General features: G+C 54.3%; 15 protein-coding genes and 1 pseudogene. 9 read left to right on the forward strand and 7 right to left on the reverse strand.

The features are described 5' to 3' along the window. The first annotated feature begins 50 nt into the window (after window positions 1-50). The gene (yghB, locus tag HV127_RS02930) at window positions 51-710 is read left to right on the forward strand and encodes a DedA family general envelope maintenance protein YghB (RefSeq protein WP_110273049.1); all 660 of its coding nucleotides are present in this window, start codon (window positions 51-53) and stop codon (window positions 708-710) included. Window positions 711-753: 43 nt separating this feature from the next. On the opposite strand, the gene HV127_RS02935 is transcribed toward yghB, so the two are convergent. Then, window positions 754-1,653 carry an AraC family transcriptional regulator gene (locus HV127_RS02935; RefSeq protein WP_182234956.1) on the reverse strand — a complete coding sequence of 300 codons (900 nt, stop codon included), beginning with the start codon at window positions 1,651-1,653 and terminating at the stop codon, window positions 754-756. Window positions 1,654-1,849: 196 nt separating this feature from the next. Between HV127_RS02935 and yqhD the strand changes: the two genes are divergently transcribed. The 4 genes from yqhD (at window position 1,850) to HV127_RS02955 (ending at window position 5,496) form a co-directional block, all read left to right on the forward strand. Then, on the forward strand, window positions 1,850-3,013 hold the full coding sequence (yqhD, locus tag HV127_RS02940; RefSeq protein ID WP_182234957.1) for an alcohol dehydrogenase: 1,164 nt from the start codon (window positions 1,850-1,852) through the stop codon (window positions 3,011-3,013). Window positions 3,014-3,145: 132 nt separating this feature from the next. Further along, the gene (gene dkgA / locus HV127_RS02945; RefSeq protein WP_182234958.1) at window positions 3,146-3,973 is read left to right on the forward strand and encodes a 2,5-didehydrogluconate reductase DkgA; all 828 of its coding nucleotides are present in this window, start codon (window positions 3,146-3,148) and stop codon (window positions 3,971-3,973) included. Window positions 3,974-4,081: 108 nt separating this feature from the next. Next, the gene (locus tag HV127_RS02950; RefSeq protein ID WP_182234959.1) at window positions 4,082-4,993 is read left to right on the forward strand and encodes a DUF3828 domain-containing protein; all 912 of its coding nucleotides are present in this window, start codon (window positions 4,082-4,084) and stop codon (window positions 4,991-4,993) included. A gap of 47 nt (window positions 4,994-5,040) precedes the next feature. Next, window positions 5,041-5,496, forward strand: a complete 456-nt coding sequence (locus HV127_RS02955; RefSeq protein ID WP_182234960.1) for an HIT family protein — start codon at window positions 5,041-5,043, stop codon at window positions 5,494-5,496. Window positions 5,497-5,646: 150 nt separating this feature from the next. Here HV127_RS02955 and HV127_RS02960 read toward each other — a convergent pair. From HV127_RS02960 to HV127_RS02985, 6 genes and pseudogenes are all read right to left on the reverse strand, one after another. After that, a pseudogene (locus HV127_RS02960) lies at window positions 5,647-7,842 on the reverse strand (YgiQ family radical SAM protein); the annotation flags it as partial. Between the two features lie 49 nt (window positions 7,843-7,891). After that, complete coding sequence (ftsP, locus tag HV127_RS02965; protein ID WP_182234962.1) at window positions 7,892-9,304, reverse strand: cell division protein FtsP; 1,413 nt, start codon at window positions 9,302-9,304, stop codon at window positions 7,892-7,894. A gap of 84 nt (window positions 9,305-9,388) precedes the next feature. Then, the gene (gene plsC, locus HV127_RS02970; RefSeq protein ID WP_182234963.1) at window positions 9,389-10,126 is read right to left on the reverse strand and encodes a 1-acylglycerol-3-phosphate O-acyltransferase; all 738 of its coding nucleotides are present in this window, start codon (window positions 10,124-10,126) and stop codon (window positions 9,389-9,391) included. A gap of 319 nt (window positions 10,127-10,445) precedes the next feature. Continuing rightward, on the reverse strand, window positions 10,446-12,704 hold the full coding sequence (parC, locus tag HV127_RS02975) for a DNA topoisomerase IV subunit A (protein WP_182234964.1): 2,259 nt from the start codon (window positions 12,702-12,704) through the stop codon (window positions 10,446-10,448). A gap of 132 nt (window positions 12,705-12,836) precedes the next feature. Continuing rightward, a complete protein-coding gene (locus HV127_RS02980; RefSeq protein ID WP_182234965.1) occupies window positions 12,837-14,444 on the reverse strand; it encodes an ABC transporter substrate-binding protein in 1,608 nt (535 codons plus the stop codon). Between the two features lie 169 nt (window positions 14,445-14,613). Next, window positions 14,614-15,021, reverse strand: coding sequence for a YgiW/YdeI family stress tolerance OB fold protein (locus HV127_RS02985; protein ID WP_110273108.1), 408 nt, complete (start codon window positions 15,019-15,021; stop codon window positions 14,614-14,616). Window positions 15,022-15,172: 151 nt separating this feature from the next. Between HV127_RS02985 and qseB the strand changes: the two genes are divergently transcribed. The 4 genes from qseB to HV127_RS03005 all read left to right on the forward strand — a co-directional run bounded on the left by qseB (window position 15,173) and on the right by HV127_RS03005 (window position 18,280). Beyond that, window positions 15,173-15,832: a quorum sensing response regulator transcription factor QseB gene (qseB, locus tag HV127_RS02990; protein ID WP_142514373.1), complete on the forward strand. Its 660-nt coding sequence runs from the start codon at window positions 15,173-15,175 to the stop codon at window positions 15,830-15,832. Next, window positions 15,829-17,178, forward strand: coding sequence for a quorum sensing histidine kinase QseC (qseC, locus tag HV127_RS02995; protein ID WP_182234966.1), 1,350 nt, complete (start codon window positions 15,829-15,831; stop codon window positions 17,176-17,178). Before qseB ends, qseC begins: the two co-directional genes overlap by 4 nt. A gap of 106 nt (window positions 17,179-17,284) precedes the next feature. Beyond that, window positions 17,285-17,866 (forward strand): NAD(P)H-dependent oxidoreductase, encoded by a 582-nt coding sequence (locus HV127_RS03000; RefSeq protein ID WP_181484840.1) that lies wholly within the window; start codon window positions 17,285-17,287, stop codon window positions 17,864-17,866. Between the two features lie 99 nt (window positions 17,867-17,965). Next, a complete protein-coding gene (locus tag HV127_RS03005) occupies window positions 17,966-18,280 on the forward strand; it encodes a putative quinol monooxygenase (RefSeq protein WP_110273036.1) in 315 nt (104 codons plus the stop codon). Window positions 18,281-18,295: the final 15 nt, after the last annotated feature.

Below are 18,295 nucleotides of genomic sequence, written 5' to 3' on the forward strand. Positions count from 1 at the left end.
CTCTTCAGGAGTACACTAGTCAAAAAATACGGTACCACTTAGGAAAGTCCATGGTTGTCATTCAAGAAATTGTCGCCGCGCTGTGGCAACATGATTTTGCCGCATTGGCAAACCCCCACGTTGTGGGCGTTGTATATCTGGTCATGTTCGCAACCCTATTTTTAGAAAACGGTTTGCTACCCGCCTCTTTTTTACCGGGCGATAGCCTGCTGCTGCTCGCCGGGGCGCTGATTGCCAAAGGCGTGATGGGCTTTGTGCCGACTCTTGCCATTTTGACAACGGCAGCCAGCCTTGGCTGCTGGCTGAGCTATATTCAGGGTCGCTGGCTGGGTAATACCGTAACGGTTAAACGCTGGCTCGGGCATCTGCCGGATAAATATCATCAGCGGGCAACCTGCATGTTTGATAAACACGGTCTGCTGGCGCTGCTGGCTGGTCGTTTCCTGGCATTCGTACGGACTCTGCTGCCCACCATGGCGGGGATTTCCGGGCTACCAAGCCGCCGCTTCCAGTTCTTTAACTGGCTGAGCGCGCTGCTGTGGGTTGGCGTGGTTACCGGTCTGGGCTACGCGCTGAGCATGATTCCTTTCGTTAAGCGTCATGAAGATCAGGTGATGACCTGCCTGATGATCCTGCCTATTGTGCTGCTGATTGCCGGTCTGCTTGGAACGGTTATCGTCGTTATCAAAAAGAAATACTGCAGCGCCTGATGCCCAATACAGGGCGGCCTTTTTGCCGCCCTGTAGCCCCTCATTACATCCCCTGAATCGTCCTGATTCGCGCCGCATCTTCCCCCGGCGTAATACCGAAGTAACGCTTAAACTCACGGCTGAACTGCGACGCGCTTTCATATCCTACCCGCATCGCCGCCGCGCTGGCCTTCATGCCGTCGTGGATCATTAGCATGCGCGCTTTGTGCAGGCGATAGGTTTTCAGGTATTGCAGCGGGGAGGTGCTGGTGACCGATTTAAAGTTATGGTGGAACGCTGAGACGCTCATATTGGCTTCCGCCGCCAGCTGATCAACGCTCAGGTTCTCGGTGTACTGACTTTCAATATGCTTCAACACGCGGCTAATCAGGCTGAAATGGGTCTGTCGACTCACCAGCGCCAGCAGCGCCCCACCGCACGGCCCGATCAAGACGTGATAGAGGATTTCGCGGACAATCTGCTTACCAAGAATACGCGCGTCCAGTGGACGCTCCATCACATCCAGCAGGCGTTCCGCCGCGCACAGAATCTCTTCGGACAGCACCGCCGAGTTGATCCCACTTGATGCCATTGACGGCTGAAACTGCTCATCTTCACCAATATCCATCAGCAGTTCTTGCAACTGAAGAATATCGACATTTAGCCTAATCCCCGCCAGCGGCACTTCCGGAGTGGCGAAGGTTTCGCACTCGAACGGCAGCGGCACCGTCAGCAGCAGATATTCATTGGTGTCATAGCGAAAGGTCCGCTCGTTGATGTAGCCAATTTTATGCCCGGAAAAGAGAAAAACGATCCCCGGCTGGTACATGACCGGCGTACGGGTACCCGGCTGCGTGCCATACAACAGGCGAATATCCGGCAGCAGACTAGTGAGTATTTCTTCTTTATCTTTCAGCTGATTAACTTTATTTGTTAATAGCTGGCATATCTCGGCTCGCTTCATTTATCGTGCTTCTCCGAACGTTTTTTTACCTCAGCATTGTGAGTGCTTTTTGGGGATTTCTCCAGCCCTTAAGAGAAATGGGCAAGACAACGGCAGGAATGTGCATTGAGGGAAACGGGCGACAGGACCACAATGTTCGTCATCTGGCAGAGGTATTGTCTCTGTTGGCGGATTTATCTATTTGAGGGCACCAGCCATGAATAATTTCGACCTACATACCCCAACCCGCATTCTGTTCGGCAAAGGCGCGATTGAAAACCTGCGCGATCAAATCCCGGCGGATGCACGCGTGCTTGTCACCTACGGCGGCGGTAGCGTGAAGAAAACCGGCGTGCTTGATCAGGTTCTGAGCGCGCTAAGCGGCATTGACGTCCTGGAATTTGGCGGCATCGAGCCAAACCCATCCTACGAAACGCTGATGAACGCGGTGAAAATCGCACGTGATGAAAAGATCACTTTCCTGCTGGCGGTCGGCGGCGGTTCCGTTCTCGACGGTACCAAATTCATCGCCGCGGCGGCGCACTATGATACCAGTATCGATCCGTGGGAAATCCTCGAAACCTACGGTAGCAAAGTTGCCAGCGCCATCCCGATGGGCTCTGTGCTGACGCTGCCAGCGACCGGTTCCGAATCCAATAAAGGCGCGGTGATTTCACGTAAAACCACTGGTGACAAACGCGCGTTTATGTCTTCTCACGTTCAGCCGGTATTCGCCATCCTTGACCCGGTTTACACCTACACTCTGCCGCCGCGCCAGGTTGCCAACGGCGTGGTTGACGCATTTGTCCATACCGTTGAGCAGTACGTAACTTACCCGGTTGATGGCAAAATTCAGGACCGTTTCGCCGAAGGCATTCTGCTGACGCTGGTGGAAGATGGCCCGAAAGCACTGAAAGAGCCGGAAAACTACGACGTTCGCGCCAATATTATGTGGGCCGCAACCCAGGCGCTGAACGGCCTGATTGGAGCAGGTGTGCCGCAGGACTGGGCAACCCATATGCTGGGCCATGAACTGACCGCAATGCACGGGCTTGATCATGCACAGACGCTGGCTATCGTCCTGCCCGCCCTGTGGAATGAAAAACGCGACGCTAAACGCGCCAAACTGCTGCAGTACGCCTCGCGCGTCTGGAACATCACCGAAGGTTCAGAAGACCAGCGTATCGATGCCGCTATTGCTGCGACGCGTGATTTCTTCGAACAAATGGGCGTTCCGACTCGCCTTTCTGCCTACGGTCTGGATGGCAGTTCTATCCCGGCGCTGCTGGCGAAACTCGAAGAGCACGGTATGACTCAACTGGGTGAAAACCAGGATATTACTCTGGACGTCAGCCGCCGTATTTACGAGGCCGCACGCTAATAAACATCCTCTCTGACGCGTAAACTCACGCAAAGGAGAGGAGTTTAACTACCGTTTTTAGCTATTTCGTCCAGACTTAATGCTACCCCTCGGCGGAATTTATTCCGCCGAGTTCATTAACAGGAGGAAGGCATGACACATCCAACCGTTATAAAACTACACGACGGCAACCTGATGCCCCAGCTGGGGCTCGGCGTGTGGAAAGCAGGCAACGAGGAAGTCGTCTCCGCCATTCACAAGGCGCTGGAAGTCGGTTATCGCTCGTTTGACACCGCCGCCGTGTACCAGAATGAAACCGGCGTCGGTAATGCGCTGAGCAGCGCAGGCGTCGCCCGTGATGAGTTGTTTGTCACCACAAAGTTATGGAATGACGATCAAAAACAGCCCCATGAAGCGCTCCAGGAAAGTCTTAAAAAACTCCAACTCGACTACGTCGATTTATATTTAATTCACTGGCCGGTTCCGGCAACCAACCATTACGTGGACGCCTGGAAAAGCTTAATTGAGCTTCAGCAGCAGGGGCTGGCGAAAAGCATCGGCGTCTGTAATTTCCAGATTCATCATCTACAAAAGCTAATTGATGAAACTGGCGTCGCCCCGGTAATTAACCAGATTGAACTTCACCCTTTGTTGCAACAGCGCCAGCTTCACGCCTGGAACGCCACGCATAAAATCCAGACCGAGTCCTGGAGCCCACTGGCCCAGGGGGGCGAAGGCGTATTCAATCAGAAAATCATCCATCAACTGGCGGATAAATACGGTAAGACACCGGCACAAATCGTTATTCGCTGGCATCTGGACAGCGGTCTGGTGGTGATCCCGAAATCCGTGACACCATCGCGCATCGCCGAGAACTTTAACGTCTGGGACTTCCGTATCGACAAAGATGAATTGAGTGAAATCACCAAACTGGATCAGAACAAACGTCTGGGTCCTGACCCGGATCAGTTCGGCGGTTAATCCTTCCCTCAAGCCCGGTTTCTTCCGGGCTTTTCAGAAATTATTCATACCCCATCGCCAGCGCCATTGTTAACCTCTCTGATAGCCTTTTACCTCAGGAACATTAACGTGAAATTCCGCCCCAAATGGCTATTGTTCAGTGTACTGTGGTGTTTATGCAGTCCTGAGGCATTCGCTGAAGAGACACCGGAAGAGACCGTCAGGCAAATTTATCAACGCTACAACAACGGCTCTAATCCCATCATTTTCGACGATTTAAGCGACAAATCGATTATCTCTGCGCGGATGAAACAGACTCTCGCACTGGATAATCGTTTTACTCTTCCCGGCGACAGCGGCTGGTTGAATGCCGATCCTGTCTGCGACTGTCAGGATTACGAAAACCTGGTGCTGGAAGATGTCACCACTGGCCAGTTGGATGCGACCCACGCCGATGCTGTCGTGCGCTTTCGCCCATTTCAGGAAAGCGAAGAGATAGTCACGCTGACGCTAAAACTGATAGCAGAAAACAAGCGCTGGCTGATTGATGATGTGATTAACGAATCCGGTAGCCTCTATCAGGGGCTGGAGGGTAATAATCTAAAAACCCTTGCCGTACTAAAATCGCTACAAAAAAAACAGCCCCAGGAATTTATCCATGAACTGCTTTCCCGCATGGGAGAATCAACATGGTCGTGGACCGGCGTAGTTTCGGCAGAATTCAGGCAAACCGTAACGGAATATCAACTGACCCGTTTCTCTTTTGCCGATGATGACTATCTCGCTTTGCTTGAAGCCGAGCCAATATGTGATTGTGAAATCACTCAATTCAAAAAAATCGACAGCATCACGGCGATAGAAAACAAAGGCGACACCGCCCGAATACGCGCGCATTTGTCGTTCACCAAAGGTCCAGGGAAAGTGCAGGACTTTCTTCTCCACCTTTCCCACGACCAATGGGTTATTGATGATTTTATTTCGTCAGAACACGGCAGTTTACTTCAGCGGATGCGAGAGGCTATTCGCCGGAATAAACAATGATGGCTGACAGCACCTCAATAAAAACCAAATAAACCAGGAGTCCAACCATGAGCTGTATTTTCTGCCAAATTGTCGAAGGTAAGGCCCCGTGCCATAAGGTGTGGGAAGATGAACACCACCTCGCCTTTCTCTCTATTTTCCCTAATACCGACGGTTTTACTGTCGTGATCCCGAAGAAGCATTACCCCAGTTACGCTTTTGATATGCCACCACAGGCACTGGCCGATCTGGTGCTGGCGACGCAGAAAGTGGCAAAGCTTCTGGATAAGACCTTCGATGACGTGAGCCGTAGCGGAATGTTTTTTGAAGGCTTCGGCGTGGACCATGTCCACAGTAAGCTCAGCCCGATGCACGGCACCGGCGATATGGCCCACTGGCAGCCGATCGAATCCCGCCTGGCGAAGTTTTTTGACCAGTATGAAGGCTATCTCTCTTCACATGATCATGAACGAGCGGACGATGAGAAGCTGGCAGCGCTGGCGGCCAGAATCAGAAAAGCGTAAACACAGAATTGGCTTTGCTGTTTAGCAAAGCCGTCCGTACTCCAGGACCATCAGGCCCGGTAAGCAAATCATACCGGGCATAATACAGAATTAACGACTGACGACCTTACCGCGTTTGGCTGGTTTCTTCGCTGTCGCCCCGCCATTCGAACGCTGATGCACAATTGGCGTATGCTTGGTCAGCGCCGGACGGGTGTTGCGGTTCTGGCGGCGCGCTTCACGCATTTCATCCAGCGTCGGGGCCGGAACCAAACAATCACGACGACTGCCAATCAGGTGCTTTTTACCCATGGTTTCCAGCGCCTGGCGGATCAGCGGCCAGTTGGCCGGATCGTGGTAGCGCAGCAGGGCCTTATGCAGACGACGCTGTTTGTCGCCCTTCGGCACCACCACATCTTCACTCTTATAGCCAATCTTACCCAGCGGGTTCTTGCCGGTGTAATACATGGTGGTGGAGTTCGCCAGCGGCGACGGATAGAAGTTCTGCACCTGATCCAGACGAAAACGATGCTGCTTCAGCCACAGCGCCAGGTTCACCATATCCTCATCGCGCGTACCAGGGTGCGCAGAGATAAAGTACGGAATCAGATACTGCTCTTTGCCGGCCTGTTTCGAATAGGTATCAAACAGCTCTTTGAAGCGGTCGTAGCTGCCCATCCCAGGCTTCATCATCTTCGACAGCGGCCCTTCTTCAGTGTGTTCCGGAGCAATCTTCAGATAGCCGCCAACGTGGTGGGTCGCCAGCTCTTTGATATAACGCGGGTCTTCCACGGCGATGTCATAACGCACGCCAGAAGCGATCAGGATCTTTTTGATCCCCTTAAGGTCACGGGCGCGGCGATAGAGATTGATCGTCGGCTCATGGTTGGTGTCCATATGCGGACAGATATCCGGATACACACAGGACAGGCGGCGACAGGTCTGCTCCGCGCGCGGTGACTTACAGCGCAGCATATACATGTTGGCCGTCGGGCCGCCAAGATCGGAGATAATACCGGTAAAACCGGGAACCGTGTCGCGAATAGCTTCGATTTCATTAATGATCGAATCTTCAGAACGGCTCTGAATAATGCGCCCTTCGTGCTCGGTAATAGAGCAGAATGAACAGCCGCCAAAGCAGCCGCGCATAATGTTAATCGAGAAGCGGATCATCTCGTAGGCCGGGATGCGCGCATCGCCGTAGGCCGGGTGCGGAATACGTTTGTACGGCAGCGCAAACACGCTATCCATCTCTTCGGTAGACAGCGGAATAGCTGGTGGGTTAACCCAAATGTAGCGCTCACCGTGTTTTTGCATCAGCGCGCGGGCGCAGCCAGGGTTGGTTTCATGGTGCAGAATACGCGAGGCGTGGGCATAGAGAATTTTGTCGCCTTTGACTTTCTCAAAGGACGGGAGCAGCACGTAGGTTTTTTCCCACGGCTTAGGACGCGGCGGCTGTACGGTGACGCGTTTGGCTTCTTGCTTCGGCGGCGCAACGGTTTTGTTATCCGCGCACGGCAGGTCTTCACCATACGGATGTGGGATCGGGTCGATTTTGCCCGGCGTATCCAAACGAGTGGAATCCACCCCGCCCCAGCCCGGCAGCGCTTCTTTCACCATGATGGCGGTATTACGCACGTCGCGGATATGTCCGATAGGCTCACCAGCAGCCAGACGGTGCGCCACTTCCACCAGCGGACGTTCGCCGTTGCCGAACATCAGCATGTCGGCTTTAGAATCGACCAGCACCGAGCGGCGCACGGTGTCAGACCAGTAATCGTAATGCGCGGTACGGCGCAGGCTGGCTTCGATGCCGCCGAGGATCACCGGCACATCTTTCCACGCCTCTTTGCAGCGCTGGGTGTAGACCAGCGTGGCGCGATCCGGGCGTTTGCCCGCCACGTTGCCCGCCGTGTAGGCATCGTCATGACGCAGCTTGCGGTCTGCGGTATAACGGTTAATCATCGAGTCCATGTTGCCAGCGGTTACGCCAAAGAACAGGTTCGGTTTGCCCAGACGCATAAAGTCATCTTTATTGTTCCACTCCGGCTGGGAAATAATCCCCACGCGGAAACCCTGTGCTTCCAGCATACGGCCACAAATCGCCATCCCGAAGCTCGGGTGATCGACATAAGCATCGCCGGTCACGAGGATGATGTCGCAGCTATCCCAGCCAAGTTGGTCCATCTCCTCTCGCGACATAGGCAGAAACGGCGCAGGGCCAAAGCAGGCGGCCCAGTACTGCGGCCAGGAGAAAAGGTCACGATCCGGTTGGATCAGGGATATTGCGCTCATATTGCTTCCGGGGAAAATGATAAAAAAATAATCAAAAGGGCGGCGATTATAAGCCGGAACGATGGGAGAAATGAAGGAGGTTTTTCAGACCCCAGCCGGGATACGGTCGGGGCCCAGTAAATTACGGCGCTGGATTCACCAGCATCTGGCCAATTGAGCCACGGTCAGCAAGCTCCAGCGTCTGGCTTAAGTACTGGAACGGGAAATGCGGCCAGGAAGGCTGGGCGTAGTACACCAGCAGCTCCACTTGTCCATCGACCCAGACGGTATCTTTCCAGCCACGGTCTTCCGGGAAAGGCGCGGAGCCGTTGACGTTACGCACCTGGAACATCACCCCTTCAATATGGAAGGATTGCGGTCGGTCGGCACGCACCGTCCAGCGCTCCCAGGTTCCCTGCTGAGCAGTAATGTCGATACGCTGCGGATCCCACAGCTGGCCGTTAATGCCCGGATCGTCGCCCAGGCTAATGTCCCGGCTGCGAATCGGCGCACCGGTCAGGATTTCCGTCGGTAGCAAACGCACCGGCAAACTATCGGTCACCAGCGGCAGCAGGCCTGTCGGGCGCAGGGTCAGGATAAGTGTAGAAATCAGGATACTCGACGGCTCGAAGAAGCCGCGAATACGATCGACGATGCTTGCCGCTTCACCACAGGTAATCGACACTTCATCGCCGTTGGTCATATCGACCAGAATTTCTCGCCGCTCGCCGGGAGCCAGCGACAGCTGCTTGAGCGAAACCGGTGCGGGGAGCAGCCCCTGATCGCCAGAGATAACGTGCAGCAAACGGCCGTCGCTCATCTGTAGCTGATAACGGCGAGAGTTGGAAGCATTCAGCAAGCGCAGTCGTACCCAGCCGCGCGATACCTCAACGAATGGACCTTGCACGCCGTTTACCAACAGCGTATCGCCGACAAAGCCGCCGCTGCCGGGTTCGCTGTATTCCGGCGTACCAAAGTTATCCAGACGCTTGTCCTGGATAATCACCGGGAAATCATCAACGCCATAGTGATTAGGGATCGGCAGGTTTTTACTGACGTCATCTTCCACCAGCCACATCCCGGCGAGGCCGTTGTAGACCTGTTTCGCCATATGATTTGGTGTGTTGGCTTGATACCACAACGTCGCCGCGCTTTGACGAATTGGCAGCACCGGAGCCCAGTCAGCGTTGGCTGACATCATGCGCGCCGCGCCACCGATTAGCGGCCCAGGAACCTGCAGGCCACGGATCGTCATCGCGACGTTTTCCGTTAACCGGTTGCTGTAAATCAGCTTCACGTCGTCGCCATTCCAGACGCGAATGGTCGGCCCCATATAGCGACCGTTGATGCCCCATACCGACGCACGGGTGCCGGGTGTGAACGACCAGTGCGCACGTTGGAGAGTCAAAAACAGCGGCTGACCGCGCCGGGACTCCAGCAGCGGAGGGATCGGCAACGCAGGCTGCTGGCCAGCGGCCTGTGCCTTCAGTGGCGCAGCGCCTGCGCACAGCGCAACGCCTGAAGCCTTAATAAACTGACGCCGACTGAGTGACATATTAACTCCGTGAGATACTGACTAATCAATAAGGGAATTCGTTTCCCGCCAGCAATACGCCTGCTATTCGCGGCGTTTCCTGTGTTATTTCTTTCCTGCTGCTTCGCGCTCAGCAACTTCTTTGTCCAGCTCGGCAATTTTGGCGGCCATCAGCTCACGACAGTGCGTCGCCAGCGCGCGAACGCCATCTTTCCCGTACTGGCTGGTATCAACCGGCGACAGCATTTCTACAATCACCAGACCATTGTTCAGGCGATTGAGGTTAATCTTATTCGATGTATTGGACACGCACACTGGAATAATCGGCACGCCAGCGGCAATCGCCGCATGAAAGGCACCGGTTTTAAAAGGCAGCAGGCCACGACCACGGCTGCGCGTCCCTTCCGGGAACATCCAGAAAGAGACGTTACGTTCTTTAAACGCGTTCACGACTTCCGCAATGGTGCCGTGCGCTTTTGCCCGGTTGTTACGGTCAATCAGCAGATTCCCCGTCAACCAGTAGAGCTGGCCGAAAAACGGGATCCACGCCAGGCTCTTTTTACCCACGGTTACCGTCGGCGGCTGCACGATTTTCGATGCCGTCACCATATCATAATTGTTCTGGTGGTTAGCGATATAGATGGCCTTGCCGTAGCTTTCCGCATCCGCAGGCTTGCGCAGCTCTACCTTCAGGCCGAACACCGGCGATAGCTTGCCAAACAGATGGCCGAAGGTCGCAACATGTTTAGGATTACGCGGACTGAACAGACAGTAAATACAGCCGAATATGGAAACCAGGAGACAATAGATGACAACGATAATTAGTCGAAAAATAAATAGCATAGCTACCTCTAAAACCCAAACCGCTTAGAATTATACACATCATCCTTCAAACTGCCTCTTTGTTGGCGACGCTCGGAAACCCCAGTCACATAGCTGTCTATGCTCCAGGGATTTCCTCACTTGCCGCCTCGATGCATCCTGAATGATTTTGTGTATGACTCGCTGTTTCGCAGATTGCAGGCACCGGAAATCATGGCAAAGCGCATTGAGCATCTTGAATGATTTTGTGGATATTGTTAATCGCAATGCCTGAATAAACAACGATTTTGCGGCAAATATTCGCCTTCCTCACTTAACCGCGAGGAAGGCTCACTTTACTCTACTCTTCACTGTCGCCTGTTGAAGGGCGACGCGGTGAATCGATGTCCACCCGGTCAATTTTCTGCAGTCCGCGCATCAGAGAACCGCGACGACCGCGCTCGCCGGTAACTTTCTGCAGTTCTTCCGGACGCAGTTTAATTTTCCGCTTACCGACATGAATAGTCAGCGTACTTTGCGGCGGCAGAACAAACAGATGCGCCAGGCTATCCTGACCGGAAGCCGCGTCTGCCGACGGAATATTGATAATCTTGTTACCTTTACCTTTCGACAACTGCGGCAAATCGCTGACCGGGAACATCAGCATACGCCCGGCTGCAGTGATGGCCAGCAGCATATCGGATTCATCCTCAATAACCAGCGGCGGCATCACGTGCGCGTTATCCGGAAGGCTAATCAACGTCTTACCGGCGCGGTTGCGAGCGACCAGGTCGTTAAAGGTACAAATGAAGCCGTAGCCTGCATCGGAAGCCATCAGCAGCTTCTGCTCGTCGGACTCCATCAGCATATGTTCAACCGTCGCGCCCGGCGGCAGCGTCAGCTTGCCGGTGAGCGGCTCGCCCTGACCACGAGCGGACGGCAAGGTGATCGGGTCAACCGCATAGCTACGCCCGGTGGTATCAATAAACACCACTGGTTGATTACTTTTGCCTTTCACGGCCGATTTAAAGCTATCACCGGCTTTATAGTTCAGCCCCGGCGCGTCGATATCATGACCTTTGGCGCTACGCACCCAACCGCTCTGCGACAGCACGATAGTCACAGGCTCTGACGGCAGCATGTCGTGCTCGCTCATCGCCTTCGCTTCTTCACGCTCGCGCAGCGGCGAGCGACGCTCGTCACCAAAGGCGTCGGCATCAGCCTGCAGCTCTTTCTTCAGCAGGTTATTCATCTTACGTTCAGAGGCCAGAATAGACTGCAAGTGGTCGCGTTCTTTTTCCAGCTCGTTCTGCTCACCGCGAATCTTCATCTCTTCCAGCTTGGCGAGATGGCGCAGTTTTAACTCCAGAATCGCTTCCGCCTGGGTTTCGCTAATGCCGAAACGCGACATCAGGGCCGGCTTCGGTTCATCTTCGTGGCGGATAATTTCGATAACTTCATCGATATTCAGGAACGCTACCAGCAAACCTTCAAGGATATGCAGGCGCTTGAGGACTTTCTCCAGACGGTAGCTCAGACGACGACGTACGGTATCGCGACGGAAGGTCAGCCATTCAGAAAGAATTTCCAGCAGGTTTTTCACCGCCGGGCGGTTATCCAGACCTATCATATTCAGGTTGATACGATAGCTCTTTTCCAGATCGGTCGTCGCGAACAGGTGGTTCATCACCTGCTCCATATCAACGCGGTTGGAACGCGGGACGATCACCAGACGGGTCGGGTTTTCGTGATCCGATTCGTCGCGCAGGTCATCGACCATCGGCAGCTTCTTATTGCGCATCTGGGCGGCGATTTGCTCCAGCACTTTTGCGCCAGAGACCTGGTGCGGCAGGGCGCTAATCACCACCGCGCCGTCTTCTTTGGTCCACACCGCACGCATGCGCACGGAGCCACGGCCGTTCTGGTAGATTTTGCGGATCTCGGCACGTGGAGTAATGATTTCCGCTTCCGTCGGGTAATCCGGCCCCTGCACGATATCCAGCAGCTCATCCAGCGAGGTCTGTGGTTTTTCAATCAGGGTGATCGCCGCCCTGGCCACTTCGCGCAGGTTATGCGGCGGAATATCCGTCGCCATCCCGACGGCAATGCCGGTGGTGCCGTTCAGCAGAATGTTTGGCAGACGCGCAGGCAGCATTTTCGGCTCCTGCATGGTGCCGTCGAAGTTTGGAACCCAGTCGACGGTGCCCTGCCCCAGTTCGCTCAGCAGCAGCTCAGCATACTTCGACAAACGGGATTCGGTATAACGCATCGCGGCGAAGGATTTCGGATCGTCCGGCGCGCCCCAGTTCCCTTGACCGTCTACCAGCGGGTAGCGGTAAGAAAACGGCTGAGCCATCAGCACCATCGCTTCATAGCATGCGCTATCGCCGTGCGGATGATATTTACCCAACACGTCGCCGACGGTACGGGCGGACTTTTTGAACTTCGCGCTAGCGTTCAGCCCCAGTTCAGACATCGCATAGACGATGCGACGCTGGACCGGCTTCAGGCCATCGCCAATAAACGGCAGCGCCCTGTCCATGATGACGTACATGGAATAGTTCAGGTAGGCGTTTTCCGTAAATTCATGTAGCGCAAGGCGCTCTGCCATATCGCTCATTAATCGTAATTCCTCAACTAAAAGCCAACCATCTAAGGGGCAATATTGCCGCAGATAGTACCTTATCTGGCGCGTCGAGTCACAAGAGTTCGATAGTTTACCGCCGCCGAAAAACACCTGATGGCGGTAAAATCAGTACGCTTTGATGTACAGCTCTTTGCTGTAAACGTAATCCTGCGGATTATGTAATGGGAAACCACCAACATACGGTTTTAGCAGTTTAATCATCGGCTGATAGTAGATAGGGATCAACGGTGCCTGCTGGTTGATGATCATTTCCGCTTGCTGATAAAGCGCATTGCGTCTTTGTGCATCAGCAGTCTTCGCCGCCTGCTCCAGTAGCGCGTCGTACTGCGCATTCTGCCAGCGTCCGACGTTGTCCTCGCTGGTGCTGGTTAAGGTATTGAGAAACGTCGACGCTTCATTCCAGGTCGCATCCCACGACTGGCGCGACAGCATAAAGTCTCCTGCGCGGCGGGCATCGAGGTAGGTTTTCCACTCCATCGAACGCTGCTTCACATCCGCGCCCAGCCACTTTTTCCATTCTGAAGAGAGCGCAATGGCGGTTTTTTCGTGTAAATCGTATTTGTTATAAAACAGCTCAAAACGCAGCGGGTGCGCAGCGTCATAACCCGCTTGCTTGAGCAGCGCCTGGGCCGTTGCGGCTCGTTCGTTCATCGGCTGCTGCAGCTCTGCCAGAACCGGCGCATTAAACCCATCGACCTGTGGTGGCGTTAAGGTGGTTGCTGGCGTGCGTAATCCCAGGACTTTTTGCGCAATTAGCGCACGATCGACCGTCAGATAGAGCGCCCGACGCACGCGTACATCGTCAAACGGCGCTTTGCGAGTATTGAAGTTGTAGTATTCGCTATTGAGCCGTGGAATGATTTGCAGCTCGCCGGGCCGCTCCTTCTGAATGGCCGGGATCTGCTGGGCGGGAACCCAGGTTAAATCGACTTCTCCAGCGCGATAACGGTTGTAGCCGGTGACGGCGTTATCCAGGGCCAGATAATCTACCTGCTGCAATACGGTATGCTGCGCATCCCAATAATGCGGATTTTTACGGGCCACAATTTTTTCATTTACTACCCATTTATCCAGCACAAACGCGCCGTTATAAACCATGTGCTCTGGCTTACTCCAGGCATCACCATATTTTTTAATCACGTGTTGTGGAACGGGAAATAGCGTCGGCCAGGCCAGCATCGTCGTAAACCAGGGCACCGGCTGCGTGAGGGTCACCTCCAGCGTGGTGTCGTCAATCGCCCGAACGCCTAACGCACTGACATCGGCTTTACCTGCCATGATTTGCGCCGCATTTTCAATATGCGCTTGCGCTAAATATCCGGCAAAAGGGCTGGCGGTTTGCGGTGCCACGGCGCGCTGCCACCCGGCGACAAAATCGCCAGCGGTCAACGGCTGCCCATCGGACCATTTGAGATCTTTGCGTAGGTGAAACACATAGCGTTTACCGTCATCAGACACTTGCCAGCTTTGCGCCTGCCCGGGCTGGACGCGGCCATCGCTATCCATCCACACCAGCCCCTCGAACAGATCGATCACAATCTGCGCTGCTGTATTCTCTTCAACTTTTTGCGGGTCAAGCGTGCCGGGATCGCTATGATTGTTGTAACGAAAAACCTGCTTTGCGGCGAGAGATGTATTGGCGGGAACGTCTGCGGCGTACAGAGGAGAAACGCCTACCAGGCTGACCAGCCATAATAATGCATGAGATTTCATGGTATTCCTTACCAGACCAATAATTAGCGCAAACACAATACGCTTACCCCTGCGATGCTCATACACATCGAATGCGATAATGCTCACTGTGGCACAAATTATTCTGCCCTTCTCTCATGCCTGATTATGGCCCTGAGCCATCTGATACGATTGGCTCAGGGAACGGGCTTTACGGCGTGACTTTACGAATCTGCTTCACGTCGATTTCTACCGAGTTCCAGTCTTTATCGACTTCGCCCTGAATCTCTACCGTATCCTGCGGAGTCACGGTCACGCCATTCCAGCGTTTATGGTCGATATCCACGTTGACGGTGCCGGAGCTGTCCTGAAATTTATACAGGTCGTCGGAAATACGCTCGACGATTTTACCGCGCAGGGTCACCCAGGTGTCATCACGCAGAGATTTGGCATTAGCTACCGTCGTTACGCTACCGTTCGGGCCGATAAACCCGCCGTTTTGCGTGGTCGTCTGGCTGGTTTGCGTGGAGCCTGGGCCGGAAAAGCCTCCCTGTTCAGCAGCCAGGACTGGCATAGAAACTAAGGCGATAATAGCGGTCATTGCGGCGAACTTTTTCATCATGTTTTCTCCCTTTGTGTTTATACCGTCACTATTACACAAGGCAAAACTTAACAACTTCTTAAGCGGAAAAAAGAAATTTTATTGCTGTACAGCGCGCGTGACAACGCGCTTTACTGCTTTCATCTCAGTGGGCCACAGGAGCAGGCTAATGCGCATTTTAGTGGTGGAAGACGACAAACTGATTGGCGACGGCATTAAAGTCGGGCTGACAAAAATGGGCTTCAGCATTGACTGGTTTACCCGCGGTGAAGAGGGGAAAGCCGCGCTGTACAACGCCCCTTATGACGCCATTATTCTGGACCTGACGCTTCCCGGCATCGACGGCCTGGATATCCTGCGCGAATGGCGCGACAAAGGCCGCCATGAACCGGTCCTGATCCTCACCGCCCGCGACGCGCTCAGCCAGCGGGTCGAAGGCTTACGGCTCGGTGCCGATGACTATCTTTGCAAACCTTTTGCGTTAATTGAAGTCGCTGCGCGTCTCGAAGCGCTGATACGCCGCGCCCACGGCCAAAGCAGCAGCGAGCTGCGACACGGCAACGTCGTCCTCGACCCAACCCGACTCACCACCACGCTGAATGGCGAAAATCTACCGCTCAAGCCGAAAGAGTTCGCTTTACTGGAACTGTTAATGCGTAACACCGGGCGCGTCCTACCACGCAAACTTATCGAGGAAAAACTCTATAACTGGGATGACGACGTCTCCAGCAATGCGATAGAAGTGCACGTTCATCATCTACGCCGCAAGCTCGGCAGCGAATTTATCCGCACCGTCCACGGTATCGGCTATACCCTGGGTGATGTATGAAACGACTGGGCCGATTGAGTTTGCGCGTCCGTCTGATGCTCCTTTTTCTACTGCTGACCAGCGCCGCATGGGGAATTGCCAGTTTTATCGCCTGGCAACAAACCACCGATAAGCTGGATAAGCTGTTCGATACCCAGCAACTCCTGTTCGCTCGTCGTCTTAGCGCAATGAATTTCGACGAGCTCCATACTCTCACTCCTCAGGTGCGGGCAAAAAAGAAAGTTAAGCATGGGCATCTCGACGACGATGCGCTGGCTTTCGCTATCTTTACTACCGACGGCAAGATGGTGCTCAACGATGGTGAAAACGGCCAGGATATCCCCTGGGGCATGAATCGTGAGGGATTCAGCGACGGCTATTTACGTAACGATGACGATGAGTGGCGCTTCCTGTGGCTCACCACCCGCGACGGTCGCCATCGCATCGTCGTCGGCCAGGAGTGGGATTATCGCCGTGAGATGGCGCTGGATATCGTTACCTCTCAGCTTACGCCCTGGCTGGTTGCGCTACCGCTGATGTTCCTGCTGCTGATTGCGCTGCTGAGCCGCGAGCTGGCCCCGCTAAAAAAATTGGCCAACACCCTACGTGCCCGCGCGCCGGACTCCGCCGAAACGCTCAATACCGATCATGTTCCCAGTGAAGTTCGCCCACTGGTCGACGCGCTGAATCAGCTCTTTATCCGCACGCATGACACCATGACTCGTGAGCGGCGCTTCACCTCCGATGCCGCCCACGAACTGCGCAGCCCGCTGGCGGCACTGAAGGTCCAGACCGAAGTCGCTCAGCTCTCTATGAACGATGCTCAGGGCATGGATAAAGCGCTGACGCAGCTTCATCAGGGTATTGACCGCGCAACCCGGCTGGTCGATCAGCTCCTGACCTTATCACGCCTGGATTCGCTGGCGCAGCTTGATGATGTCCAGACGATCGCTATTGATGAACTGCTTCAATCGGCGGTTATGGAGATGTACCACAGCGCGCAGCAGGCCGGTATTGAGTTGCGTCTGCATCTGAACGCCACCAACATCATGCGAACCGGCCAGCCGCTGTTACTGAGCCTGCTGGTGCGTAATCTTCTGGACAACGCCGTGCGCTATAGCCCCGCTGGCAGCCAGGTCGATATCACGCTGAATGCACGTGAATTTTGCGTACACGACAACGGCCCCGGCATCAGCGCCGAAGCGCTGGCGCGTATTGGCGAGCGCTTTTATCGCCCTCCCGGTCAGGACCAACCCGGTAGCGGTCTGGGGTTGTCCATTGTGCAGCGCATCGCCGTGCTGCACAGCATGACGGCCAGTTTTGCTAACGCCCGAGGCGGCGGCTTCGAGGCACGCGTTAGCTGGTAGCGGTATTATTGCTAAAAAAGCAAAAGACTTTGCACATTTTGCTCATTTTACCGCTTCACCCTGCGGGGTAAAATCAGCGACAAAATTGCAATCTTGAGGATAAAAAATGAGCAACATTCTGATTATCAACGGCGCGAAAAAATTCGCCCACTCTAACGGCCAACTGAATGACACCCTGACCGAGGTCGCGGATGGTTTTCTGCGCGACGCCGGGCATGATGTTAAGGTCGTCCGCGCCGAGAGCGAATACGATATTAAAGAAGAAGTGCAGAATTTTCTCTGGGCCGATGTGGTTATCTGGCAGATGCCTGGCTGGTGGATGGGCGCGCCGTGGACGGTGAAAAAGTACATCGACGACGTGTTTACCGAAGGCCATGGCGCCCTGTACGCCAGCGATGGTCGTACCCGTTCCGACGCCAGCAAGAAATACGGTTCCGGTGGTCTGATTCAGGGCAAAAAGTACATGTTATCCCTGACCTGGAACGCGCCAATGGACGCTTTCACCGATGAAGATCAGTTCTTCCACGGCGTCGGCGTCGACGGCGTTTATCTGCCGTTCCACAAAGCCAACCAGTTCCTTGGGATGAACGCCCTGCCGACCTTCATCGCCAACGATGTGATCAAAATGCCTGATGTTCCGCGTTATACCGCAGAATATCGCAAGCATCTGGCAGAAATTTTTGGTTAACTAGACGCTTACGTTCTAAGTCATTCGGCTTGCTGAGCAGTCAAAAAATCGGCGACCCGAAGTATGATGAGAATACACACAGAAGGAGTTGAGTTAACCATGTTGACAGTAATCGCTGAAATTCGCACTCGTCCGGGCCAACACCATCGTCAGGCGGTACTGGATCAGTTTGCGAAGATTACCCCGGTTGTTCTGCAGGAAGAAGGCTGCCACGGCTATGCGCCGCTGGTGGATCATGCCGCAGGCGTCAGTTTTCAAACCACATCACCGGATTCCATCGTGATGGTTGAGCAGTGGGAAAGCGTCGCACATCTTGAAGCGCACCTGCAAACTCCGCACATGAAAGCTTACGGTGAAGCCGTTAAAGGCGACGTTCTGGAAATGAATATTCGTATTCTGGAATCGGGCATTTAAGCCATCAAAAAATCG

This window comes from Klebsiella sp. RHBSTW-00215, assembly GCF_014103785.1.
Classification (GTDB): Bacteria; Pseudomonadota; Gammaproteobacteria; order Enterobacterales; family Enterobacteriaceae; genus Klebsiella.